Source organism: Streptomyces sp. AM 2-1-1 (assembly GCF_029167645.1).
In the GTDB taxonomy this organism is placed as follows: domain Bacteria; phylum Actinomycetota; class Actinomycetes; order Streptomycetales; family Streptomycetaceae; genus Streptomyces.
Genome location: NZ_CP119147.1, coordinates 1,860,872 through 1,878,499 on the forward strand (window position 1 = coordinate 1,860,872; position 17,628 = coordinate 1,878,499).

At 71.6% G+C, this 17,628-nt stretch carries 20 protein-coding genes and 1 pseudogene; 1 reads left to right on the plus strand and 20 read right to left on the minus strand.

Going from position 1 to position 17,628, the window contains the following annotated elements; translation table 11 throughout:
* Positions 1 to 25: 25 nt before the first annotated feature.
* The 3 genes from pyrH to rpsB form a co-directional block, all read right to left on the minus strand.
* Positions 26 to 799, minus strand: coding sequence for a UMP kinase (gene pyrH, locus PZB77_RS07745; protein WP_275491833.1), 774 nt, complete (start codon positions 797 to 799; stop codon positions 26 to 28).
* 160 nt (positions 800 to 959) lie between these two features.
* Positions 960 to 1,796: a translation elongation factor Ts gene (tsf, locus tag PZB77_RS07750; protein WP_275491834.1), complete on the minus strand. Its 837-nt coding sequence runs from the start codon at positions 1,794 to 1,796 to the stop codon at positions 960 to 962.
* Between the two features lie 101 nt (positions 1,797 to 1,897).
* Positions 1,898 to 2,854, minus strand: coding sequence for a 30S ribosomal protein S2 (gene rpsB / locus PZB77_RS07755; protein WP_275491835.1), 957 nt, complete (start codon positions 2,852 to 2,854; stop codon positions 1,898 to 1,900).
* Between the two features lie 276 nt (positions 2,855 to 3,130).
* Between rpsB and PZB77_RS07760 the strand changes: the two are divergent.
* Positions 3,131 to 3,823, plus strand: a pseudogene (locus PZB77_RS07760) (peptidoglycan DD-metalloendopeptidase family protein); the annotation flags it as partial.
* Between the two features lie 142 nt (positions 3,824 to 3,965).
* Here PZB77_RS07760 and PZB77_RS07765 read toward each other — a convergent pair.
* The 17 genes from PZB77_RS07765 to PZB77_RS07845 form a co-directional block, all read right to left on the minus strand.
* Positions 3,966 to 4,523, minus strand: a complete 558-nt coding sequence (locus tag PZB77_RS07765) for a TetR/AcrR family transcriptional regulator (RefSeq protein ID WP_275495955.1) — start codon at positions 4,521 to 4,523, stop codon at positions 3,966 to 3,968.
* A gap of 94 nt (positions 4,524 to 4,617) precedes the next feature.
* Positions 4,618 to 5,454 carry an RNA polymerase sigma factor WhiG gene (gene whiG / locus PZB77_RS07770; RefSeq protein ID WP_275491836.1) on the minus strand — a complete coding sequence of 279 codons (837 nt, stop codon included), beginning with the start codon at positions 5,452 to 5,454 and terminating at the stop codon, positions 4,618 to 4,620.
* A gap of 250 nt (positions 5,455 to 5,704) precedes the next feature.
* A complete protein-coding gene (dprA, locus tag PZB77_RS07775; RefSeq protein ID WP_275495956.1) occupies positions 5,705 to 6,898 on the minus strand; it encodes a DNA-processing protein DprA in 1,194 nt (397 codons plus the stop codon).
* 203 nt (positions 6,899 to 7,101) lie between these two features.
* Positions 7,102 to 8,724, minus strand: a complete 1,623-nt coding sequence (locus PZB77_RS07780) for a YifB family Mg chelatase-like AAA ATPase (RefSeq protein WP_275491837.1) — start codon at positions 8,722 to 8,724, stop codon at positions 7,102 to 7,104.
* A 1-nt stretch (position 8,725) separates the two neighbouring features.
* Positions 8,726 to 9,088: a YraN family protein gene (locus tag PZB77_RS07785; protein WP_275491838.1), complete on the minus strand. Its 363-nt coding sequence runs from the start codon at positions 9,086 to 9,088 to the stop codon at positions 8,726 to 8,728.
* 472 nt (positions 9,089 to 9,560) lie between these two features.
* Positions 9,561 to 9,869 (minus strand): DUF2469 domain-containing protein, encoded by a 309-nt coding sequence (locus PZB77_RS07790; RefSeq protein WP_043444228.1) that lies wholly within the window; start codon positions 9,867 to 9,869, stop codon positions 9,561 to 9,563.
* Between the two features lie 64 nt (positions 9,870 to 9,933).
* Positions 9,934 to 10,428 (minus strand): NUDIX hydrolase, encoded by a 495-nt coding sequence (locus tag PZB77_RS07795; RefSeq protein ID WP_275491839.1) that lies wholly within the window; start codon positions 10,426 to 10,428, stop codon positions 9,934 to 9,936.
* A complete protein-coding gene (lepB, locus tag PZB77_RS07800) occupies positions 10,418 to 11,233 on the minus strand; it encodes a signal peptidase I (protein ID WP_275491840.1) in 816 nt (271 codons plus the stop codon). The genes PZB77_RS07795 and lepB (PZB77_RS07800) overlap by 11 nt, the downstream gene beginning before the upstream one ends.
* 49 nt (positions 11,234 to 11,282) lie before the next feature.
* Positions 11,283 to 12,170, minus strand: coding sequence for a signal peptidase I (gene lepB, locus PZB77_RS07805; RefSeq protein WP_275495957.1), 888 nt, complete (start codon positions 12,168 to 12,170; stop codon positions 11,283 to 11,285).
* Entirely contained in the window at positions 12,073 to 13,188 is a 1,116-nt protein-coding gene (gene lepB, locus PZB77_RS07810) for a signal peptidase I (protein WP_275491841.1), read from the minus strand. Before lepB (PZB77_RS07810) ends, lepB (PZB77_RS07805) begins: the two co-directional genes overlap by 98 nt.
* Entirely contained in the window at positions 13,181 to 14,023 is an 843-nt protein-coding gene (gene lepB, locus PZB77_RS07815; protein ID WP_275491842.1) for a signal peptidase I, read from the minus strand. Before lepB (PZB77_RS07815) ends, lepB (PZB77_RS07810) begins: the two co-directional genes overlap by 8 nt.
* A gap of 45 nt (positions 14,024 to 14,068) precedes the next feature.
* A complete protein-coding gene (gene rplS / locus PZB77_RS07820; RefSeq protein WP_266709644.1) occupies positions 14,069 to 14,419 on the minus strand; it encodes a 50S ribosomal protein L19 in 351 nt (116 codons plus the stop codon).
* A gap of 130 nt (positions 14,420 to 14,549) precedes the next feature.
* Positions 14,550 to 15,371: a tRNA (guanosine(37)-N1)-methyltransferase TrmD gene (gene trmD / locus PZB77_RS07825; RefSeq protein WP_275495958.1), complete on the minus strand. Its 822-nt coding sequence runs from the start codon at positions 15,369 to 15,371 to the stop codon at positions 14,550 to 14,552.
* Entirely contained in the window at positions 15,371 to 16,009 is a 639-nt protein-coding gene (rimM, locus tag PZB77_RS07830; RefSeq protein WP_275491843.1) for a ribosome maturation factor RimM, read from the minus strand. The genes trmD and rimM overlap by 1 nt, the downstream gene beginning before the upstream one ends.
* A gap of 167 nt (positions 16,010 to 16,176) precedes the next feature.
* On the minus strand, positions 16,177 to 16,416 hold the full coding sequence (locus PZB77_RS07835) for an RNA-binding protein (RefSeq protein WP_275491844.1): 240 nt from the start codon (positions 16,414 to 16,416) through the stop codon (positions 16,177 to 16,179).
* Between the two features lie 2 nt (positions 16,417 to 16,418).
* On the minus strand, positions 16,419 to 16,850 hold the full coding sequence (gene rpsP, locus PZB77_RS07840) for a 30S ribosomal protein S16 (RefSeq protein WP_266709635.1): 432 nt from the start codon (positions 16,848 to 16,850) through the stop codon (positions 16,419 to 16,421).
* Between the two features lie 156 nt (positions 16,851 to 17,006).
* Positions 17,007 to 17,600 carry a hypothetical protein gene (locus PZB77_RS07845; RefSeq protein WP_275491845.1) on the minus strand — a complete coding sequence of 198 codons (594 nt, stop codon included), beginning with the start codon at positions 17,598 to 17,600 and terminating at the stop codon, positions 17,007 to 17,009.
* Between the last annotated feature and the right edge of the window lie 28 nt (positions 17,601 to 17,628).

The following is a 17,628-nucleotide window of genomic DNA, read 5'->3' on the forward strand; positions in this document are numbered from 1 at the left end:
CAGGCCGTTGTCCATCCGTGGGCCGTCAGGCCCGGGTGCTCTCGTCACTCACGAGCGTGCCGATCTTCTCACCGTTGACGGCGCGCGCGATATTGCCGGCGGTGGTCAGTTCGAAGACCAGGATCGGGAGCCGGTTGTCGCGGCAGAGCGTGATCGCGGTGGCGTCGGCGACCTTCAGATCGCGGGCGAGCACCTCGCTGTACTCCAGCGCGTCGAACTTCACCGCAGCGGGGTTGGTCTTCGGGTCGGAGTCGTAGACCCCGTCCACCCCGTTCTTGCCCATCAGGAGCGCCTCGGCGTCGATCTCCAGGGCCCGCTGGGCGGCGGTGGTGTCGGTGGAGAAGTACGGCATCCCCATGCCGGCGCCGAAGATCACGACGCGCCCCTTCTCCAGGTGCCGCACGGCACGGAGGGGAATGTACGGCTCGGCGACCTGACCCATGGTGATGGCGGTCTGCACGCGCGAGTCGATGCCCTCCTTCTCCAGGAAGTCCTGGAGGGCGAGGCAGTTCATCACGGTGCCGAGCATGCCCATGTAGTCGGACCGGGCCCGGTCCATGCCGCGCTGCTGGAGCTCGGCGCCGCGGAAGAAGTTGCCGCCGCCGATGACGACGGCGATCTCCGCGCCGTCGCGCACCACTGCGGCGATCTCGCGCGCGATGGCGTGCACGACGTCCGGGTCGACGCCGAGTCCGCCGCCTCCGGCGAACGCTTCGCCGGACAGCTTCAGCATGAAGCGTCCGGGCACCTTCTCGTCGCGCTTGTGGTCAGCCTGTTTGGCGTCCGCGCCCTTGTCCATGGAAATTCTCCTCGTGCACATACGAAGAAGGCCATTGCCGGTGGGTCTCATGTCCCTCAGCGGCAATGGCCTCCTCGTCAGATCTGCGGTCACTCGGCAGGTGTGCGGCCGACGACTGCATCAGACCCTATCCGGGTCCACCGTCATTCGCGGACGGGACTCAGATGCCGACCTTGATGCGCGTGAAGCGCTTCAGGGAGACACCGGCCTCGTCGAGAACCTTCTGAACCGACTTCTTGGCGTCCTTGGCGAAGGACTGCTCGACGACGACGACGTCCTTGAAGAAGCCGTTGACGCGACCTTCGACGATCTTCGGGAGGGCGGCCTCGGGCTTGCCCTCCTCGCGCGAGGTGGCCTCGGCGACACGACGCTCGTTCTCGACCGTCTCGGCCGGGACCTCGTCGCGGCTCAGGTACTTGGGCGCGAACGCGGCGATGTGCTGCGCGACGTCCTTGGCGACCTGGGCGTCCGGCTTGTCCAGCTCGACGAGCACGCCGACCTGCGGCGGGAGGTCGGGCATGGTGCGGTGCATGTACGCGGCCACGTAACCGCCGCTGAACTGCGCGAAGCGGTCCAGGACGATCTTCTCGCCGAGGTTGGCGTTGGCCTCGTCCACGAACGCCTGGACGGTCTTGCCGGGCTCGATCTCGGAGGCGAGCAGCGCCTCCAGGTCGGCCGGGGAGGACGCGGCGACGTGCGCGGCGAGCGTGTTGGCGACGGCCTGGAACTTCTCGCTCTTGGCGACGAAGTCGGTCTCGCACTTCAGCTCGAGCAGAACGCCGGAGGTCTGGTCGTCGGAGATGAGCGAGACGACCGCACCGTTCTCGGCGGAACGGCCCTCGCGCTTGGCGACGCCCTTCTGTCCCTTGATACGGAGGGCCTCGACGGCCTTGTCGACGCTGCCGTCGGCCTCGTCGAGCGCCTTCTTGCAGTCCATCATGCCGGCGCCGGTGAGCTCGCGGAGCTTCTTGACGTCAGCGGCGGTGTAGTTCGCCATGAGTCTGGGTTCTCTCTCGAAGTCTGAAAGATCTACGGGTGAACGGCGGGGGCGGTGCGCATGGCACCGGCCCCCGCCGTCAGTCAGCCGTGACGGAGGTGTCAGGCCTGCTGCTCGGTCTCGGCGGCAGCCTCGACCTCGGAGGACTCAGCGGCGGGCTTGGCCTCGGCGGACTCGGCGGCAGCCTCGACCTCGGCGGTCTCGGCAGCGGCCTCGGCCGGCTCGGCGTCCGCGGCCTTCTCGGTCTCGGCGGAGGCCTGGACCTCGGCGTCGTCCTTCTTGTCGCCCTCGAGCAGGTCGCGCTCCCACTCGGCGAGGGGCTCGCCGGCAGCCTTCTCGCCCGGCTTCGAGTCACCGGTGGCGGCACCGGAACGGGCGATGAGGCCCTCGGCGACGGCGTCGGCGATCACGCGGGTGAGCAGGGTGACGGAGCGGATCGCGTCGTCGTTGCCCGGAATCTTGTAGTCGACCTCGTCGGGGTCGCAGTTGGTGTCGAGGATCGCGACGACCGGGATGTGGAGCTTGCGCGCCTCACCGACGGCGATGTGCTCCTTCTTGGTGTCGACGATCCAGACGGCGCTGGGCACCTTCTGCATCTCGCGGATACCACCGAGGGTCTTCTCCAGCTTGGCCTTCTCGCGCGAGAGGACCAGGAGCTCCTTCTTGGTGAGGCCGGAGGCGGCCACGTCCTCGAAGTCGATGAGCTCGAGCTCCTTCAGACGCTGAAGGCGCTTGTAGACGGTGGAGAAGTTGGTGAGCATGCCACCGAGCCAACGCTGGTTGACGTACGGCATGCCGACGCGCGTCGCCTGCTCGGCGATGGCCTCCTGGGCCTGCTTCTTGGTACCCACGAACATGATGGAGCCGCCGTGCGCGACGGTCTCCTTGACGAACTCGTAGGCGCGGTCGATGTACGACAGCGACTGGAGCAGGTCGATGATGTAGATGCCGTTGCGCTCGGTGAAGATGAAGCGCTTCATCTTCGGGTTCCAGCGACGGGTCTGGTGACCGAAGTGGACGCCGCTTTCCAGCAGCTCCCGCATCGTGACGACGGCCATGGCCGTACTCCTTGAGGTACTCGGTTCCGCGACCGCAGGATTGCTGTCGCGCCTGACGCCCCACGCGCCGTGCCACGGAGGACCGAGAAGCGCGGCCACCGTCCGCTGAGAGGGAGGTGGCGGGGCGTGCGAAGTCGACCCGGTCACCCGGGTCGCCACAAGAAGTGTACGGGACCCTTCGAGTGCCGGGTGACGGCGTTCTCCACAACCCGCGAGTACTCCCCAGGCGAGCCCCGCCGTCCCCCCGGCCGGCGGTTTCCGGGGGAGGGTTCCGGCATGCAGCGGACACGCACGACCACGGGCCGGCCACCGGTGCGGGGGGCGGCTCGGGCCGGCCCCGCACTCCTCCTCGTCCTCGCGCTCCTGAGCCTCGGCGCCCCGGCTCCGGCCCGCGCTTCGCAGGGGGCCCCGGGTACGGCTTCGGCGGATCCTCCGAGAGGCTCCGCGGAAGTCCCGGCGGAGACTCCGCAGGGTCCGGCGGCAGGACACGGGGGCGGTCCTGCCGTACGCGGTCCCGCGGGACGCCGCCCGGCGTGGAGCTGGCCCCTCGCCGGGCGGCCGACGGTCGTACGGGGCTGGGAACCACCGGCCGGCCCGTACGCCCCCGGCCACCGGGGCGTCGACCTGGCCGCGCAGCCGGGGACGCCGGTTCGCGCGGTGGCCACCGGGCGCGTCACCTTCGCGGGACCGGTGGCAGGGCACGGGGTTCTCGTGGTGGAGCTGGCTCGGAGCGGCGAGCCGCCGTTGCGTACGACGTACGGACCCGTGCGCTCCCAGGTGCGCGTCGGGGACGAGGTCGTGGCCGGCGCGCCGGTCGCGGCGGTGGAGGCGGGCCCTTCGCACTGCGCGGCCGGGTGCCTGCACTGGGGGGTGCGGCGCGGCGACACCTACGTCGATCCGCTCTCGCTGCTGCCGCCCGCTCTGTTGAAGCGCGGACCGTCACGGCTGCTGCCGGTGTCGGGCGTCCCCCTGCCCGAGGACCTGCCCGCAGCTCTGCCGGTGGATCCGTTCGGGGATCTCCCGGCGGATCCGCCGGAGGACCTGCCCGGAGAAGCGGAACAGCCGGTCCCGGGTCCTACGGTCCTCGCCGCCGCACGTGGGGACGGTGGGCTCAGCCGCGTACGCCGCGCAGGATCATGCCGACGGCGGTCTCGGCGATGACACCCGGCTCCTCGGCCACGACGAGCTCGATCCGCCGCACCGCCGCGTCGACGGAGCCCTGGAGCAGCATCGCGGCGAGCCTCGGCTGGGTGTGCCCGAGATCGCCCAGCGCCTCGACGATCATGGTGATGAGACCGCCGTGCGCCGCCCTGATCTTCTCGCGGGCCCCCGCGTCGAGTTCGCCGGCGGAGATGGCGACCACGGCCCGGTGGCGTCGGTCCCCGACCAGTTCGAGCTGCTTGCGGACGTACGCCTCGATCTTCTCCTCGGGCGTACCGGCGCGGGCCATGGCGTTCTCGACCTCGGCGGCCCACACGGGGAAGTCGACGGCGCAGAGTTCCTCGACCACGGCTGCGCGGGACCGGAAGTACTCGTACACCGACGACCGGGCGAGACCCGTGCGTTCGGCCAGCGCGGGGAAGGTCAACGCCTCCGTCCCGCCCTCCGACAGCAGGGAGCGCGCGGCGTCCAGGAGGGCTCCGCGCTGCATGGTCCGGTGCTCGGCCACGGAGGCCGCTCGAATCCTGGGCACGGCTCCACTGTACGGCGGAGGGAGCGCCGGCGAGGTGCTCGACCTCGGCGCCCGGTGGGGGGAGGACCGCTCAGCGGCCGGAGTCGGCCAGTTTCGCGCGCAGCTGGAGGACGGACTTGGTGTGGATCTGGCTGACCCGGCTCTCCGTGACGCCGAGGACGTTGCCGATCTCGGCGAGCGTCAGCCCTTCGTAGTAGTAGAGGGTGACCACGGTCTTCTCCCGCTCCGGGAGGGTGTTGATGGCACGGGCGAGCAGCCGCCTGAGTTCGCGGCCTTCGGCGACCTCCACGGGGTCGTCGGCAGCCGTGTCCTCCAGCGTGTCCATCAGGCTGAGCCGGTTGCCGCCCTCGCCGCCGACGTGCAGCAGCTCCTCCAGGGCCACCACGTTCGCCAGGGACAACTGGCTGAAAACAGCATGCAGTTCCTCCAGGGCGATCCCCATCTCGGCGGCCACCTCGGACTCCGACGGGGTACGCCGCAACTGCGCTTCGAGCGTGGTGTAGGCACGCTCGACGTTCCGCGCCTTCTGGCGTACGGATCGCGGGATCCAGTCCAGCGCCCGGAGTTCGTCGATCATCGCGCCCCGGATGCGCGTGATCGCGTACGTCTCGAACTTGATGGCCCGCTCGATGTCGAACTTCTCGATGGCGTCGATCAGCCCGAAGACGCCCGAGGAGACGAAGTCCGCCTGCTCGACGTTGGACGGGAGCCCCACGCTGACCCGGCCCGCCACGTACTTGACGAGCGGTGAGTAGTGCAGGATCAGCTGCTCCCGCAGCCGCTCGTCCCCCGTGGACTTGTACGAGCGCCACAGCTCTTCGAGCGAGGAGGGGGCGGAGGGCCGCACAGTGCCACGCGCAGCGGGTGGTACTGCCGCGCGGTCAGACCCGGAGGTGTGCTGGGGCATGTGGTGCCTTGAGCCGTTCTGCCGTGAAGTGCGGGGGACTTGTGGGGAGCGGAGTCCTGTGAGCGTAGCGTGACTGAGACGTCGCGGTGCGCGTCGGACGGGGCCGGGAGGAGCGCACCGGTACCGTGCGCGCTCCCGTCGCCGGGCGCACCGTACGACCGGGGCCGACGGCGTGCGCACCGGCCCCGGGAGTGGCGCCGGACGAACTCCCGAGGTCACCCCGCTTACCTTTTCACCCGAATGCTCCAGGTCAAGTACCGCCTCGCCGGGTGTCGTCGTTGGGTCTCGGGCCGGAGGCCGGCCGCCAGGTGTCGCCCTCCCGTTCGACGAACCCCAGTGAGTGCAGTTCGTACAGGCGGGCGAGCGCCTCGTCGGCCGAAGTACCCGCGGACCGGGCGACGTCGCGGACCCCCGCGGTGCCTTGGCGGGGCAGCGCGTCCAGGACCGCGGCGGCGACCGGAGCGAGCAGGTCCCTGGGCAGGACGGGTCCGCGGCGGACCGGGGCGAGGTCGCCGATCTCCCCGACGAGTTCCGCCACTTCGGAGGCGTCGGTGACCAGCACGCCTTCCCCGCGCAGCAGTTCGTGGACGCCTGCCGACAGTCCACTGGTCGCGGGGCCGGGTACGCCCATGGTGTGGCGGCCGAGCCGCTGGGCGCCGCGGGCGGTCGCGAGGGAACCGCTGCGGTACTCGGCCTCCACGACGACCGTGCCCCTGGTCAGCGCGGCGATCACCCTGTTGCGGAGGACGAATCTGCTGCGCGTCGGGTGGGTGCCGGGCGGCAGCTCCCCGACCAGGAGACCCTCCTGGGCGATCCGGCCGATCAGCTCGGCGTGCCCGCGCGGGTAGGGGACGTCCACCCCGCACGCCAGCACCGCGACCGTCGCGCCTCCGGCGGCCAGCGCTCCCCGGTGCGCCGCGCCGTCCACTCCGAAGGCGGCGCCGGAGACCACCACCCAGCCCCGCTCCGCGAGTCCCGCGCCCAGCGTCGCCGCCATGTGGGCGCCGTACGGGGTACATGCGCGCGCCCCGACCACGGCGACCGACCGCAGCGCCCAGAGCCGAAGGTCCGGGGCGCCCCGGATCCAGAGCCCCACCGGGCGGGCGTCGCCGAGGTCGTCCAACTGCCCGGGCCACTCCGGGTCGCCCGGGGCGACGAACCGCCCTCCGGCCCGGGCCACGGCTTCCAGGTCGACCGCGGGGTCCGCCGCGGCGGCCCTCATCCGGTACCCGGCGAGCCGTGCCGCCGTCATCCCCGGCAGAGTCTCGGGAGCGCCGTCGTACGCGGTCAGACGCCGCAGCACCTCGGCGGGCCCGTGTTCGCGCAGCCACCGGCCCGCCCGCTCGTCGCCGGGTTCGACGATCCTGGTGAGCGCCACCCGTGCCAGCCGCTCCTCCTCCGGCGGACGGCTCCCGGGGGCACCCGGGTCCCCGGACTCCCGCACCGCCTCCCCTCTCTCCCGCCGCTCGTCCCGATCCCGCACCGCCTCCCCTTCCTCCCGGTCCCGCACCGCTCCGGCCCGTTCCCGTCGCTCCTCCCGGTCCCCCACCGCTCCCGCGGATTCCTGCCACTCCTCGCGGTCGGGCAACTCCTCGCGGTCGGGCAACTCCTCACCGTCCTGAGGCCGCGTCCCCCGCGGCCCCCCGGTCACAGGGCCCTCGCTTCCATGGGCACCCCGCGCTGCACACCGGTCCGCAACTCCAGCGCGACGGCCACGTCCGATGCGTCCGGGCAATCCGCTCCCCGCAGGTCCGCGACGGTCCAGGCCACCCGCAGCACCCGGTCGAGCCCTCGCGCGGTCAGAGCGCCCCGCTCCATGTCCCGCTCGGCGGCCCCCAGCGCGCCGGGGGCCGCGAGCAGCCGGGTGCGAAGCTCATGGCCCGGAACCTCGCTGTTGGTGGTCCAGGGCGTGCCGGTCAGACGCCCGGCCGCGCGGGCACGGGCCTCCGCCACCCGGGCCGCCACCGCAGCCGTCGACTCGCCCCTGCCGCCGCCTTCCACCAAGTCGGCCCTGGTGACGGGCTCCACCTCGACCCGGAGATCCACCCGGTCCAGCAACGGGCCGGAGAGCCGGGCCTGGTAGCGGCGGATCAGCGAAGGCGGGCAGTCGCAGCCGGCCCCGCCGAGGGTGTGCCGACCGCAGGGGCAGGGGTTGGCCGCTAGAGCCATCAGGAAGCGCGCGGGCAGTCTGACCACCCCCGCCGCCCGGGCCACCACCACATGGCCGGACTCCAAGGGCTGGCGCAGGGCGTCCAGGGCCCTGGCCGAGAACTCGGGCGCCTCGTCGAGGAAGAGGACGCCGCGGTGGGCCAGGGAGACGGCACCGGGTTTCGGCAGTCCGTTGCCGCCGCCGATGAGCGACTGCATGGTGGCCGAATGGTGCGGGGCGCAGTACGGAGCGGTACTCACCAGCGGTTCGCCCGGCGGGAGCACCCCCGCGACCGAGTGCACCGCCGTCACCTCCAGGGCTTCCCGCCGGGTCAGCGGCGGGAGGATGCCCGGCAGCCGCTCGGCCATCATCGTCTTGCCTGCGCCGGGGGGCCCGGAGAGCAGCAGATGGTGGCCGCCTGCCGCCGCGATCTCCAGGGCCCGGCGCGCTCTGGCCTGCCCGGCGACGTCGCTCATGTCCTTGCGGTAGGCCCCTTCGCCCCCGCCGACGGGGGCGAACCCCGCGCCGAAGCCGGAGCCGGGCACCATCAGTCCGGCGAGCAGGGTGTCGGGGCGGCTCTCGTGGCCCGCCGGCTCGTCGGGAACGGGTTCGTCGCCGAGGATCGCGATCAGTTGACGCAGGCTCCGCACGCCCAGGACCGAGACGCCCGGGACGAGCGCGGCCTCTCCGGCGGTCTGCTCGGGGACCACGACGTGGTGGTATCCCGCCTCGGCGGCGGCCAGGACGGCGGGCAGCACCCCGCGCACCGGGCGCACCCGTCCGTCCAGGCCCAGCTCCCCGATCATGACGACGTCGGCGATCGCCGCCGGATCGATCCGCTCGGCTGCACCGAGCACGGCGCACGCCACCGCGAGGTCGAACCCCGAACCCGATTTCGGTACGGAGGCCGGCGAGAGGCCGACCGTGAGCTTCTTCTGCGGCCACTGGGCACCGGAGTTGACCACAGCGGCCCTGACCCGGTCCCTGCTCTCGACCAGGCTCTTGTCCGGCAGCCCGACCAGGGCGAACGTCGCCACCCCCGGCTCCAGGTCCGCCTGGACCTCCACCACCACGCCTTCCACCCCGACCAGGGCCACGGAACAGGCTCGTGCGAAGCCCATCTCAGGCCACCCCCCGTGCGTGCTCCGTGACGGGACCGCCCCGCCGGGGCACGATCACCCCGACGAGGTCGATGCGGACGCCGCCCTGCGGCGGCCCCCCGTGCGCGTCCAGCCACAATTCCGCCAGCCGCCGCAGCCGTTCCGCCTTGGTCGGCGTGATGGCCGCCATCGGGTGCTGGTACACCACTGATCTGCGGGTCTTCACCTCGCAGACGACGAGGGCGTCGCCGTCGCGCGCGACGATGTCGATCTCTCCGGCCCGGCAGCGCCAGTTGCGCTCCACCACGGCCATCCCGGCGTCGGTCAGCAGCCGCGCCGCCAACTCCTCGCCGTACCGCCCGAGTGCACCCCGTGCGTTCTTCATCCGGCACCACCTCCGGCACCGACTCTGCGCCGGGCGGCGCATCCGTGTGGATCTTGGTGGACAACCTCCCGCATGGGGAAAACCCGGCCACCCCTGAGGATGACCGGGTCGTCCGGCTTGACGAGGGCCGGAGGGGCAGCGGTGGGCCGGATGGGCGGTGGGCCGGGACCTGACCCGTGGCCCGCCACGCGCGGGCCGGGGGCCGGGGGCTCGGGGCCGGGACCCGTCCGCCGCGGCCCGGGGACACACCGGCTTCCGCTGCTCGGGGAGCTTCTCCGCCCGGCCGTCGTCTCTGCCGCGATCCTCGCGAGGCCCGTGCCGCGGCCTCCCGCAGGTCTCACGCGCCCGGTCCGCGGCCCCCCGCAGGTCTCCCGATGCGCCTGCCGCGCCGACGCCCCCGCCCGAACCACCCCGCACAGCGCAGCCCACCACCCCCGCAGGCGTGGGCCCGCCTCCGGCGGGTTACGGGCCCTCAGCCGCCCGGAAGTTCGAGATCGCTCTTGTTGAGCTCTTCGATGTTCACGTCCTTGAAGGTCAGCACACGCACCTGCTTGACGAACCTCGCCGGCCGGTACATGTCCCACACCCAGGCGTCCGCCATGGACACTTCGAAGAACACCTCTCCCTGGACCGAGTGCACCTGCATCTCGTAGTCGTTGGTGAGGTAGAAGCGACGTTCGGTCTCGATCACGAATTTGAACAGACCGACGACGTCGCGGTACTCCCGGTAGAGCTTCAGCTCCATCTCGGTCTCGTACTTTTCGAGGTCCTCGGCGCTCATGGCATGCGTCCCCTTCAGCCGTGCGTTCCCCCATTGTGCTGCAGCCGGTGACGCCTCCGGACGTTCAGGCGATTTCGGGGGCGAGAATCTGCGGAACAGCCGGAGGACCCTCGTCGAACAGCCTGCGCAGCAGTTCGGCGAGCTTGGTCGGATACACCGTCTCACGGGTCGCACGCAGTTCGGCGGAAGTCCACCACCTGAGACCCGCGACACTGCGGCGTTCCAGTTCGGTCAGACCTCGCAGGTCGGTGGCGGTCCGTTCGGTCCGCGCGAGAAAGTACCACTCGTCCTGTTCCCAGCGGCGGCCGTCGAAGGGGAACGAGCACCGGCGCTTCCAGAGCACCGGACCGAGCGCGACGCCGGTGATGCCCGTCTCCTCGGCGAGCTCGCGGCGGACGGCGTCTTCGCGGCTCTCGTCGCCCTCCAGCCCGCCCCCGGGCGTGAACCACCAGCTCTTGGCGGGGTCCTGGGGCTCGAATCCGTGCATCAGCAGGATCCGGTCCTGCGGGTCGAGGAGGACCACCCGCGCGACCGAACGGATCACGGTCTCACCGGACACCCGTCGCCGCCTTCGCGGGCTTCCCGCGCCGCCGTGTCCAGGCGGCCACCGGCCCGTAGGCGCAGCCGCCCAGGATCAGGACCACACCCACCACCAGGGCGGCCAGTTGGAGCATCAGCGGCCCCCGGGACGAGATGCCGCCGGGCAGGGCGGCGAACCCCTCCGGCGGGTCGAGCAGGCCGGCCGACGGCCAGGCCACCGCGTCCACGCGCGCCACGACCGCGTCGCGCCGCACCGAGCCCTGGCCCTGGTCCGTCAGATGGACGCGGGAGTCGAGCGAGATCGCACGGTCGTCACCGAGGAGGAAGAGCTCCCCGTCGGGGACCTTCGCGCTGAACTCCGTCGAGGAGGCACCGGGGGCCTCCCCCTCTCCGGAGCCGGTCGAGCCCTCGGAGTCCCCCGAGCGCCCGGAATCCCCGGCCCCCTCGGACGCCGTGCGCAGATACGGTTCCTCGATCGGCTCGCCGTTGACGCCGAGCCGGCCCTCCGCGTCGCAGCAGGCCACCGTGTCGCCCCCGATCCCGACGACCCGCTTGACCATCGGCACGTTGCTCCACGCCTTGTCGGTGAAGACCACGACGTCACCGCGTCGCACCTCGTCCCCCGATATCCGCTCGGCGAGCACCTTGGCCCCGGTCTCCACGGTCGGGGCCATCGACCCGGTCGGCACGGTGTACGGGCGGTACACCAGCGCCGCCCAGGCGAAACCGCCGAGGAAGAGCACACAGCCGACGGCCACGGCCAGGCCCGACAACACAGTGCCGAGCCGGCCGCGGCCGTCTTCCGTACGTCCTGATCCACTCATCCCAGCGTCCCCCATCGGAGATCGACAATCGCTGATCCGAGTCGGCACACTACCCGTCGGTACGCCCCCGGGTCAGCTTCCTGCGGCGCCAGAAGACCAGGGGCAGCGCCCCCGCCACACCGAGGGCGGCCGGCGCGGTCGCCGCGGCCGCGTTCAGGCCGGACTGGTCGAAGGTGCCCGGCACGGGCAGCGTCGCCCAGCGGTTGACGGGCCAGGCCACCAGCACGGCACGGCCGACGACGTCGTCGACGGAGACGGTGCCCTGGCCGGGGAGGTTCTGGTGGTAACGGGAGTCCAGGGAGTCCTGGCGGTGGTCGCCCATGACCCAGATCCGGCCGTCGGGGACCTTGATCGGACCGAACGGCTTGTCGTCGCAGGCGGTGTTGCCGGGGTAGATGAACGACTTCTCGTCGAGCGCCTTCCCGTTGACCGTCACCGGGCCGTTCTGCTTGCACTCGACCGTGTCACCGCCCACCGCGATGACCCGCTTGATCAGGTCCTTCTCCTCGGCGGAGGGCATGAGCCCGATGAAGCTGAGGAACTTCTGCGCCACGTTCGGCTCGGGGGTGGTCGTCCCCTCCAGCCAGCCGCCCGGGTCGTGGAAGACGACCACCTCGCCGCGTTCCGGTTCGGAGCCGAACCACGGGGTGAGCTTGTCCACGAGCACCCGGTCACCGCGCTGGAGCGTGTCCTGCATGGAGTCCGAGGGGATCGAGAACGCCTGGACCAGGAAGGTCTTGATCAGCAGGGCCAGGACGAGTGCGATCCCGATGAGGAGCGGGAGCTCCTTCCAGAAAGAACGTTGCTTGGGGCCCTCGGCGGCGCCGTCGGGGGCGTCGTCATCCCCCGTCCGGTCCGCCGCCGTCTCCGAGGGGTCCCCGCTCCGTCCGGGCCGGTCCTCGGGTTCGTCGTGTCCGGATCGTGCGCCGACCGCCAAATCCCCCACATCCACTCCTCAATCCGTGCCACCGCCCGCGCCGGATGCGACGCAGGCCCATTACTCCCATAACGAGCGGGAGTTCCGCAGGGGTCGGGAGCGGGATCATTCCGTAGGGATCCTGGTGGGACACACTATGCGAGAGAGCGGGCGCGGCCGACGTGCCGGCCGACGCGTCCGGTACGCCGGAGAACGCGTCCCGCTGCCCCAGCGAGGTCCAGCTTCCGACCGGCCAGGCGGTGACCACGGCACGCCCCACGACGTCCGTGAGGGGCACGGTGCCCTGAAAGCCGTTGCCCATGTGGAAGCGGGAGTCGGCGGAATTGGACCGGTGGTCGCCCATGACGAAGATCCGGCCCCGCGGAACCTTTACCTCGAATTGGATGGCCGATGGCACGTCGCCAGGATTCAGGTAGGGCTCGTCGACGGCCACACCGTTGACCGTGAGCCGGCCGTCCTTCCCGCAGCACTTGACGGTGTCGCCGCCGACCGCGACCACACGCTTGATCAGGTCCTGCTCATCGGCGGAGGGCAGCAGCCCGATGAAGGTGAGCAGTTCCTTCGCCTGCTTGATCCCGACCGGCGGGGAGCCGGTGGCAGTGGTCGTGCTCCCCTCCTCCCCGAGCCAGTTCCCGGGGTCCTTGAAGACGACCACGTCGCCCCGCTCCGGATCGGCGTGGAACCAGGGCGTCAGCTTGTCCACCAGGACCCGGTCGCCGATCTTGATGGTCTGCTCCATCGAGCCGGAGGGGATCACGAAGGCCTGGACGAGGAAGGTCTTGAGGAACAACGCGATGAGCAGGGCGAAGACCAGCAGGAGGGGGACCTCGATCACCCGGGACCTGCGGCGCCGCCGGGCGACCCGCCGTGCCAGCCTGCGGCGCTCGACCCGGGTCGGGAGCGTACGGGCCTCCTCACCCCCGGCGCCCCGTACGGAGCCGGGTCCGGCGCTCGACCCGGCGTCGTGCCCCGGCTCCTCCCGGGGGGCGGAACGGCTCTCCCGGCCGCGGCTACCCATGGGAGCCGCCCGGCTCCGGCACACCGTCGAACGCGCCGCCGGGTCCGGCCGGCGCTCCCGCCCGCCCCCAGGGCCAGCCGATCCGGTCCACCCGTCCGATCACCCGGTCCACCGGCACCATGCCACCGCCGGGCTCACCGAGATGGCTGCGCGAGTCGCTGGAGCGGTCCCGGTGGTCGCCCATCATCCAGAGGGTGCCTTGGGGGACGACGATGTCGAACGGCACCCGGGACGGTGCGTCCCCCGCGTGCAGGTACTCCTCGTCGAGAGGGCTCCCGTCGACCTCCAGCCGGCCGTCCCGGTCGCAGCAGACCACGTGGTCGCCGCCCACTCCGACGACGCGCTTGACGAAGTCGGTGTCCGGGGGGTCCGCCAGTCCGAGGACCGACGCGGCGCCGCGCAGCAGCCCGGCGACGGGGTTCTCCCCCGCCGTCTCGGGCACGAAGGAGCCGGTGCCGTCGAAGACCACCACGTCACCCCTTTCCGGGACGGAACCGAATCGGTACGCCAGCTTGTTCACGAGCACCCGGTCGCCGACCCGCAGCGTGGGCTCCATCGAACCGCTCGGGATGAGGAAGGGCTGCACGACGAAGGCGCTGAGGAGGAGCACGGCGACCGGCAGGGCGATGCAGAGGAGCATCGCGCGGCGGAGCCACGGCCTGCGCCCGGCCCGCTCCCGGCCGCCGGTGGCGAGGGGGGCGTCGGAGCCGGGGCCGGAGTCCGGACGAGAGCCGGAAGCCGCTGCCCCCGAACGCGGGAAGCGCGACCGCGCCCGGGGACCTTTCGCAGGTCCGCCGGGGCGATCGCGCTTCGTGTGCTGTTCTTCCGTGTCCATCGCGGCCGAAGCCTATCCGGCCGCGCTATGGACGTCGGTGTCAGCTCAGCGGTCGCGCTTCTCCTTGATCTTCGCGGCCTTGCCGCGCAGCTCACGGAGGAAGTACAGCTTGGCGCGACGGACGTCACCGCGGGTGACGAGCTCGATCTTCTCGAAGATCGGGCTGTGCACCGGGAAGGTGCGCTCGACGCCGACGCTGAAGGAGACCTTGCGGACCGTGAAGGTCTCGCTGACGCCCGCGCCCTGGCGGCGGATGACGATGCCCTTGAACTGCTGGATACGGGAGCGGTTGCCCTCGATCACGCGCACGTGGACGTTGACGGTGTCACCGGCGCGGAACGCCGGGAGGTCCGAACGCAGGGAGGCGGCGTTGACGCCATCGAGCAGGGAAGCCATGGTTTCTGCTTTCTTCGCCGATGCCACAGGTCATCGACGGGAGATCGTCTGGAAGATCGAAGAGCTGATCACGTCGGGCGGACGTCATTCCCCCTGTGGCAGGGGCGCACGTCGGACGCACAGCAGCTGCTCATTCTTCCACGGAGGACGGCCTGCGCCAAAATCGGCCACCGGGCTCCGGTGCCCAGCCGAGGATCGAGAGGATCTCGCGGTCCTTCTTGTCGAAGTCGCTCGCGGCGCAGCGTTCGATCAGATCGGGCCTGTTCAGCGCGGTGCGGGCGAACGCCTGGTCCCGGCGCCACCGCGCGATCTTCCCGTGGTGGCCGCTGAGGAGGACGTCGGGGATGGCCCGGCCGCGCCACTCGGGCGGCTTGGTGTAGACCGGGCCCTCCAGCAGGTTGGCCATGGCTCCGGGGGCGAAGGAGTCGTCGCGGTGCGACTCGGCGTTGCCGAGGACGCCGGGCAGCAGACGGGCCACCGCCTCGGTGACGACCAGCACGGCGGCCTCTCCGCCGGCCAGGACGTAGTCGCCGATGGAGACCTCGACGACCGGCATGCGGGTGGCGTACTCCTCCGTCACACGGCGGTCGATCCCCTCGTAGCGCGCCGGCGTGAAGACCAGCCACGGCCGCTCCGAGAGTTCGACCGCCAGCTCCTGGGTGAAGGGGCGTCCGCTGGGCGTGGGCACGACCATGACGGGGCTGTGCGCGCCGGCCTCGTAACCGTCGGCGAGCACCTGGTCGAGGGCGTCGCCCCAGGGCTCGGTCTTCATGACCATGCCCGGGCCACCGCCGTACGGGGTGTCGTCCACCGTGTTGTGCCGGTCGTGCGTCCACTCCCGCAGGTCGTGCACGACCACGTCCAGACTGCCGCGGGTGCGGGCCTTGCCGACGAGCGAGACGTTCAGCGGTTCGAGGTACTCGGGGAAGATGGTGACGACGTCGAGACGCATCACGCCTTGCTCCCCGCACCGGTCGCGGCGTCGCCGTCGTCCCCGGCGGACGCGTCCGCGGTACCGGCGGGCGCCTCTTCGGACTCCTCGTCCGATGCGCCGTCGCGCGCGGAGGCGACGACCGCCTCGCTCTCGTCGATCAGCCCCGGCGGCGGGGTGATGACGACCCGCTGCTCCTCCAGGTCGATCTCGCCGACGATCTCCTCGACGAAGGGGATCATCACCTCGCTGCCGTCCGGGCGCTCCACGATGAAGAGGTCCTGCGAGGGCAGGTGGGTGATCTCGGTGATCCGGCCGATCTCCGTACCGTCGGCGAGCACCACGTCGAGGTCCATCAGTTGGTGGTCGTAGAACTCCTCCGGGTCCTCGGGGAGTTCGTCCGGGTCCACGTCGGCGATGAGGAGGGTGTTGCGGAGCGCCTCGGCGGCGGTCCGGTCGTGCACGCCCGCGAAGCGGAGCAGCAGCCGGCCGCTGTGCACCCGGCCGGTCTCGATCGTGAGGGGTCCCGTGGCCGCCGGGTCGGTGGCGAGCACGGCGCCGGGGCCGAGCCTCAGCTCGGGCTCGTCCGTGCGGACCTCGACGGTGACTTCGCCCTTGATGCCGTGGGCGCGGCCGATCCGCGCAACTACCAACTGCACGCTGCTTCTCCGTTTGATGGGGCGGGCGCGGACGTTCCGGCGGGAGCCGGTCGGACAGCGCCGGGGTACGGGGGACGGCCCCGGACGCTCCCGAGGGGGCCGGAGCGACGACAAGGGCCGGGGACGGCCGCGAAGCCCTCCCCGGCCCTGGCCGGTGGTCCACTCTTTCAGCGCACCTGGTCCACGTCGACGAGGTCGACGCGGATGCCACGGCCGCCGATGGCGCCCACGACGGTGCGCAGAGCACGCGCGGTGCGGCCGTTGCGGCCGATCACCTTGCCGAGGTCGTCGGGGTGTACCCGGACCTCCAGCACGCGGCCGCGACGCAGGTCGCGCGAGGCGACCTGCACATCGTCGGGGTTCTCGACGATGCCTTTCACGAGGTGCTCGAGAGCCTCCTCGAGCATGCTCAGGCCTCGGTCGACTCGGCGGCGTCGGCCGCCTCGTCAGCCTTCTTCTCGGACTTCTTGGCCTTGGGGGTGATGGCCTCACCCTTGGCCTCGTCGCCGTCGGAGGTCAGAGCCTCGAACAGGGCGCGCTTGTCAGCCTTGGGCTCCGGCTGCAGCAGCGGCGCGGGGGCCGGGAGGCCCTTGTGGGCCTGCCAGTCACCGGTCAGCTTGAGGATCGCGAGGACGGGCTCGGTCGGCTGGGCGCCGACGGACAGCCAGTACTGCGCGCGCTCCGCGTTGACCTCGATGCGGGACGGGTTCTGCACCGGGTGGTACAGGCCGATCTCCTCGATGGCCCGGCCGTCACGGCGGGTACGGGAGTCGGCGACGACGATGCGGTAGTGAGGCGAACGGATCTTGCCCAGACGCTTCAGCTTGATCTTGACTGCCACGGAAGTGGTGTCTCCTGGTCTTGACGTGGTTGGGCACAACAAAATGCCACGTGGGGTTGTGGCACTCGAGGTGCCCGATGGACGCGTCAGTCGGAGGCGAGAGGGTTCCTGTGCGACTGTCGAGTGCAGCTGTCCATTGTGCCACACACCATCGGCTCACCCCACCGCGACGGTGGCTTCCGGAATACGGAACGGCTTGCCGCATCCACCGCAGACGATCGGCGCCTGCGCGAGGACGGAGGGGACGACCCGGACGTTGCGTCCGCAGTCGCAGACGGCCTTGACGCGGACGCCGCCGCCGGACGAGCCGTGCCGGGCCGCCGGGCCCCGGAAGGACCGCTTGGTGTCGGCCGCCGTCGCCACGGTGTGCGCCTTCAGCGCGCGCTGGAGGCGTTCGGCCGTGGGGCGGTACCGCCTCTTGGCCTCCGGGTTGAGGGTGACCAGCGAGAAGCCGCTGCTGGGGTGGGGCTCCTCGGTGTGGTCGAGGCCCAGCTCCTCGGCGATCGCGAGGAATCGTCGGTTGTGGTAACGGCCGGCGCGGGAGGTGTCGCGGACACCTCGGGCGGCGGCGATGCCGTGGACTGCCTCGTGGAGCAGTCGCTCGAAGGAGAGCTCGGCGCCACAGGCGGACGAGGACTCTCCGATCAGGGACTCGGGTGCGGCGAGATCGGGCAGCTCGGAGTGGTACCGCTGAATGTCGGCCCACGCCTGTGCCAGCTCTGCGGCAAGTACAGGTGGTGTCGTGCTCACGTCGTGACAACGAGCCGGGGGCCCTCGG

What these genes read in the sequence shown, in the direction of transcription:
- tsf (WP_275491834.1), bottom strand. Translation starts at nt 1,796, where the DNA reads ATGGCGAACTACACCGCCGCTGACGTCAAGAAGCTCCGCGAGCTCACC.
- lepB (WP_275491842.1), bottom strand. Translation starts at nt 14,023, where the DNA reads ATGGACACGGAAGAACAGCACACGAAGCGCGATCGCCCCGGCGGACCT.
- PZB77_RS07785 (WP_275491838.1), bottom strand. Translation starts at nt 9,088, where the DNA reads ATGAAGAACGCACGGGGTGCACTCGGGCGGTACGGCGAGGAGTTGGCG.
- lepB (WP_275491841.1), bottom strand. Translation starts at nt 13,188, where the DNA reads ATGGGTAGCCGCGGCCGGGAGAGCCGTTCCGCCCCCCGGGAGGAGCCG.
- rpsB (WP_275491835.1), bottom strand. Translation starts at nt 2,854, where the DNA reads ATGGCCGTCGTCACGATGCGGGAGCTGCTGGAAAGCGGCGTCCACTTC.
- lepB (WP_275491840.1), bottom strand. Translation starts at nt 11,233, where the DNA reads ATGAGTGGATCAGGACGTACGGAAGACGGCCGCGGCCGGCTCGGCACT.
- whiG (WP_275491836.1), bottom strand. Translation starts at nt 5,454, where the DNA reads ATGCCCCAGCACACCTCCGGGTCTGACCGCGCGGCAGTACCACCCGCT.
- PZB77_RS07790 (WP_043444228.1), bottom strand. Translation starts at nt 9,869, where the DNA reads ATGAGCGCCGAGGACCTCGAAAAGTACGAGACCGAGATGGAGCTGAAG.
- trmD (WP_275495958.1), bottom strand. Translation starts at nt 15,371, where the DNA reads ATGCGTCTCGACGTCGTCACCATCTTCCCCGAGTACCTCGAACCGCTG.
- PZB77_RS07780 (WP_275491837.1), bottom strand. Translation starts at nt 8,724, where the DNA reads ATGGGCTTCGCACGAGCCTGTTCCGTGGCCCTGGTCGGGGTGGAAGGC.
- PZB77_RS07835 (WP_275491844.1), bottom strand. Translation starts at nt 16,416, where the DNA reads ATGCTCGAGGAGGCTCTCGAGCACCTCGTGAAAGGCATCGTCGAGAAC.
- rplS (WP_266709644.1), bottom strand. Translation starts at nt 14,419, where the DNA reads ATGGCTTCCCTGCTCGATGGCGTCAACGCCGCCTCCCTGCGTTCGGAC.
- pyrH (WP_275491833.1), bottom strand. Translation starts at nt 799, where the DNA reads ATGGACAAGGGCGCGGACGCCAAACAGGCTGACCACAAGCGCGACGAG.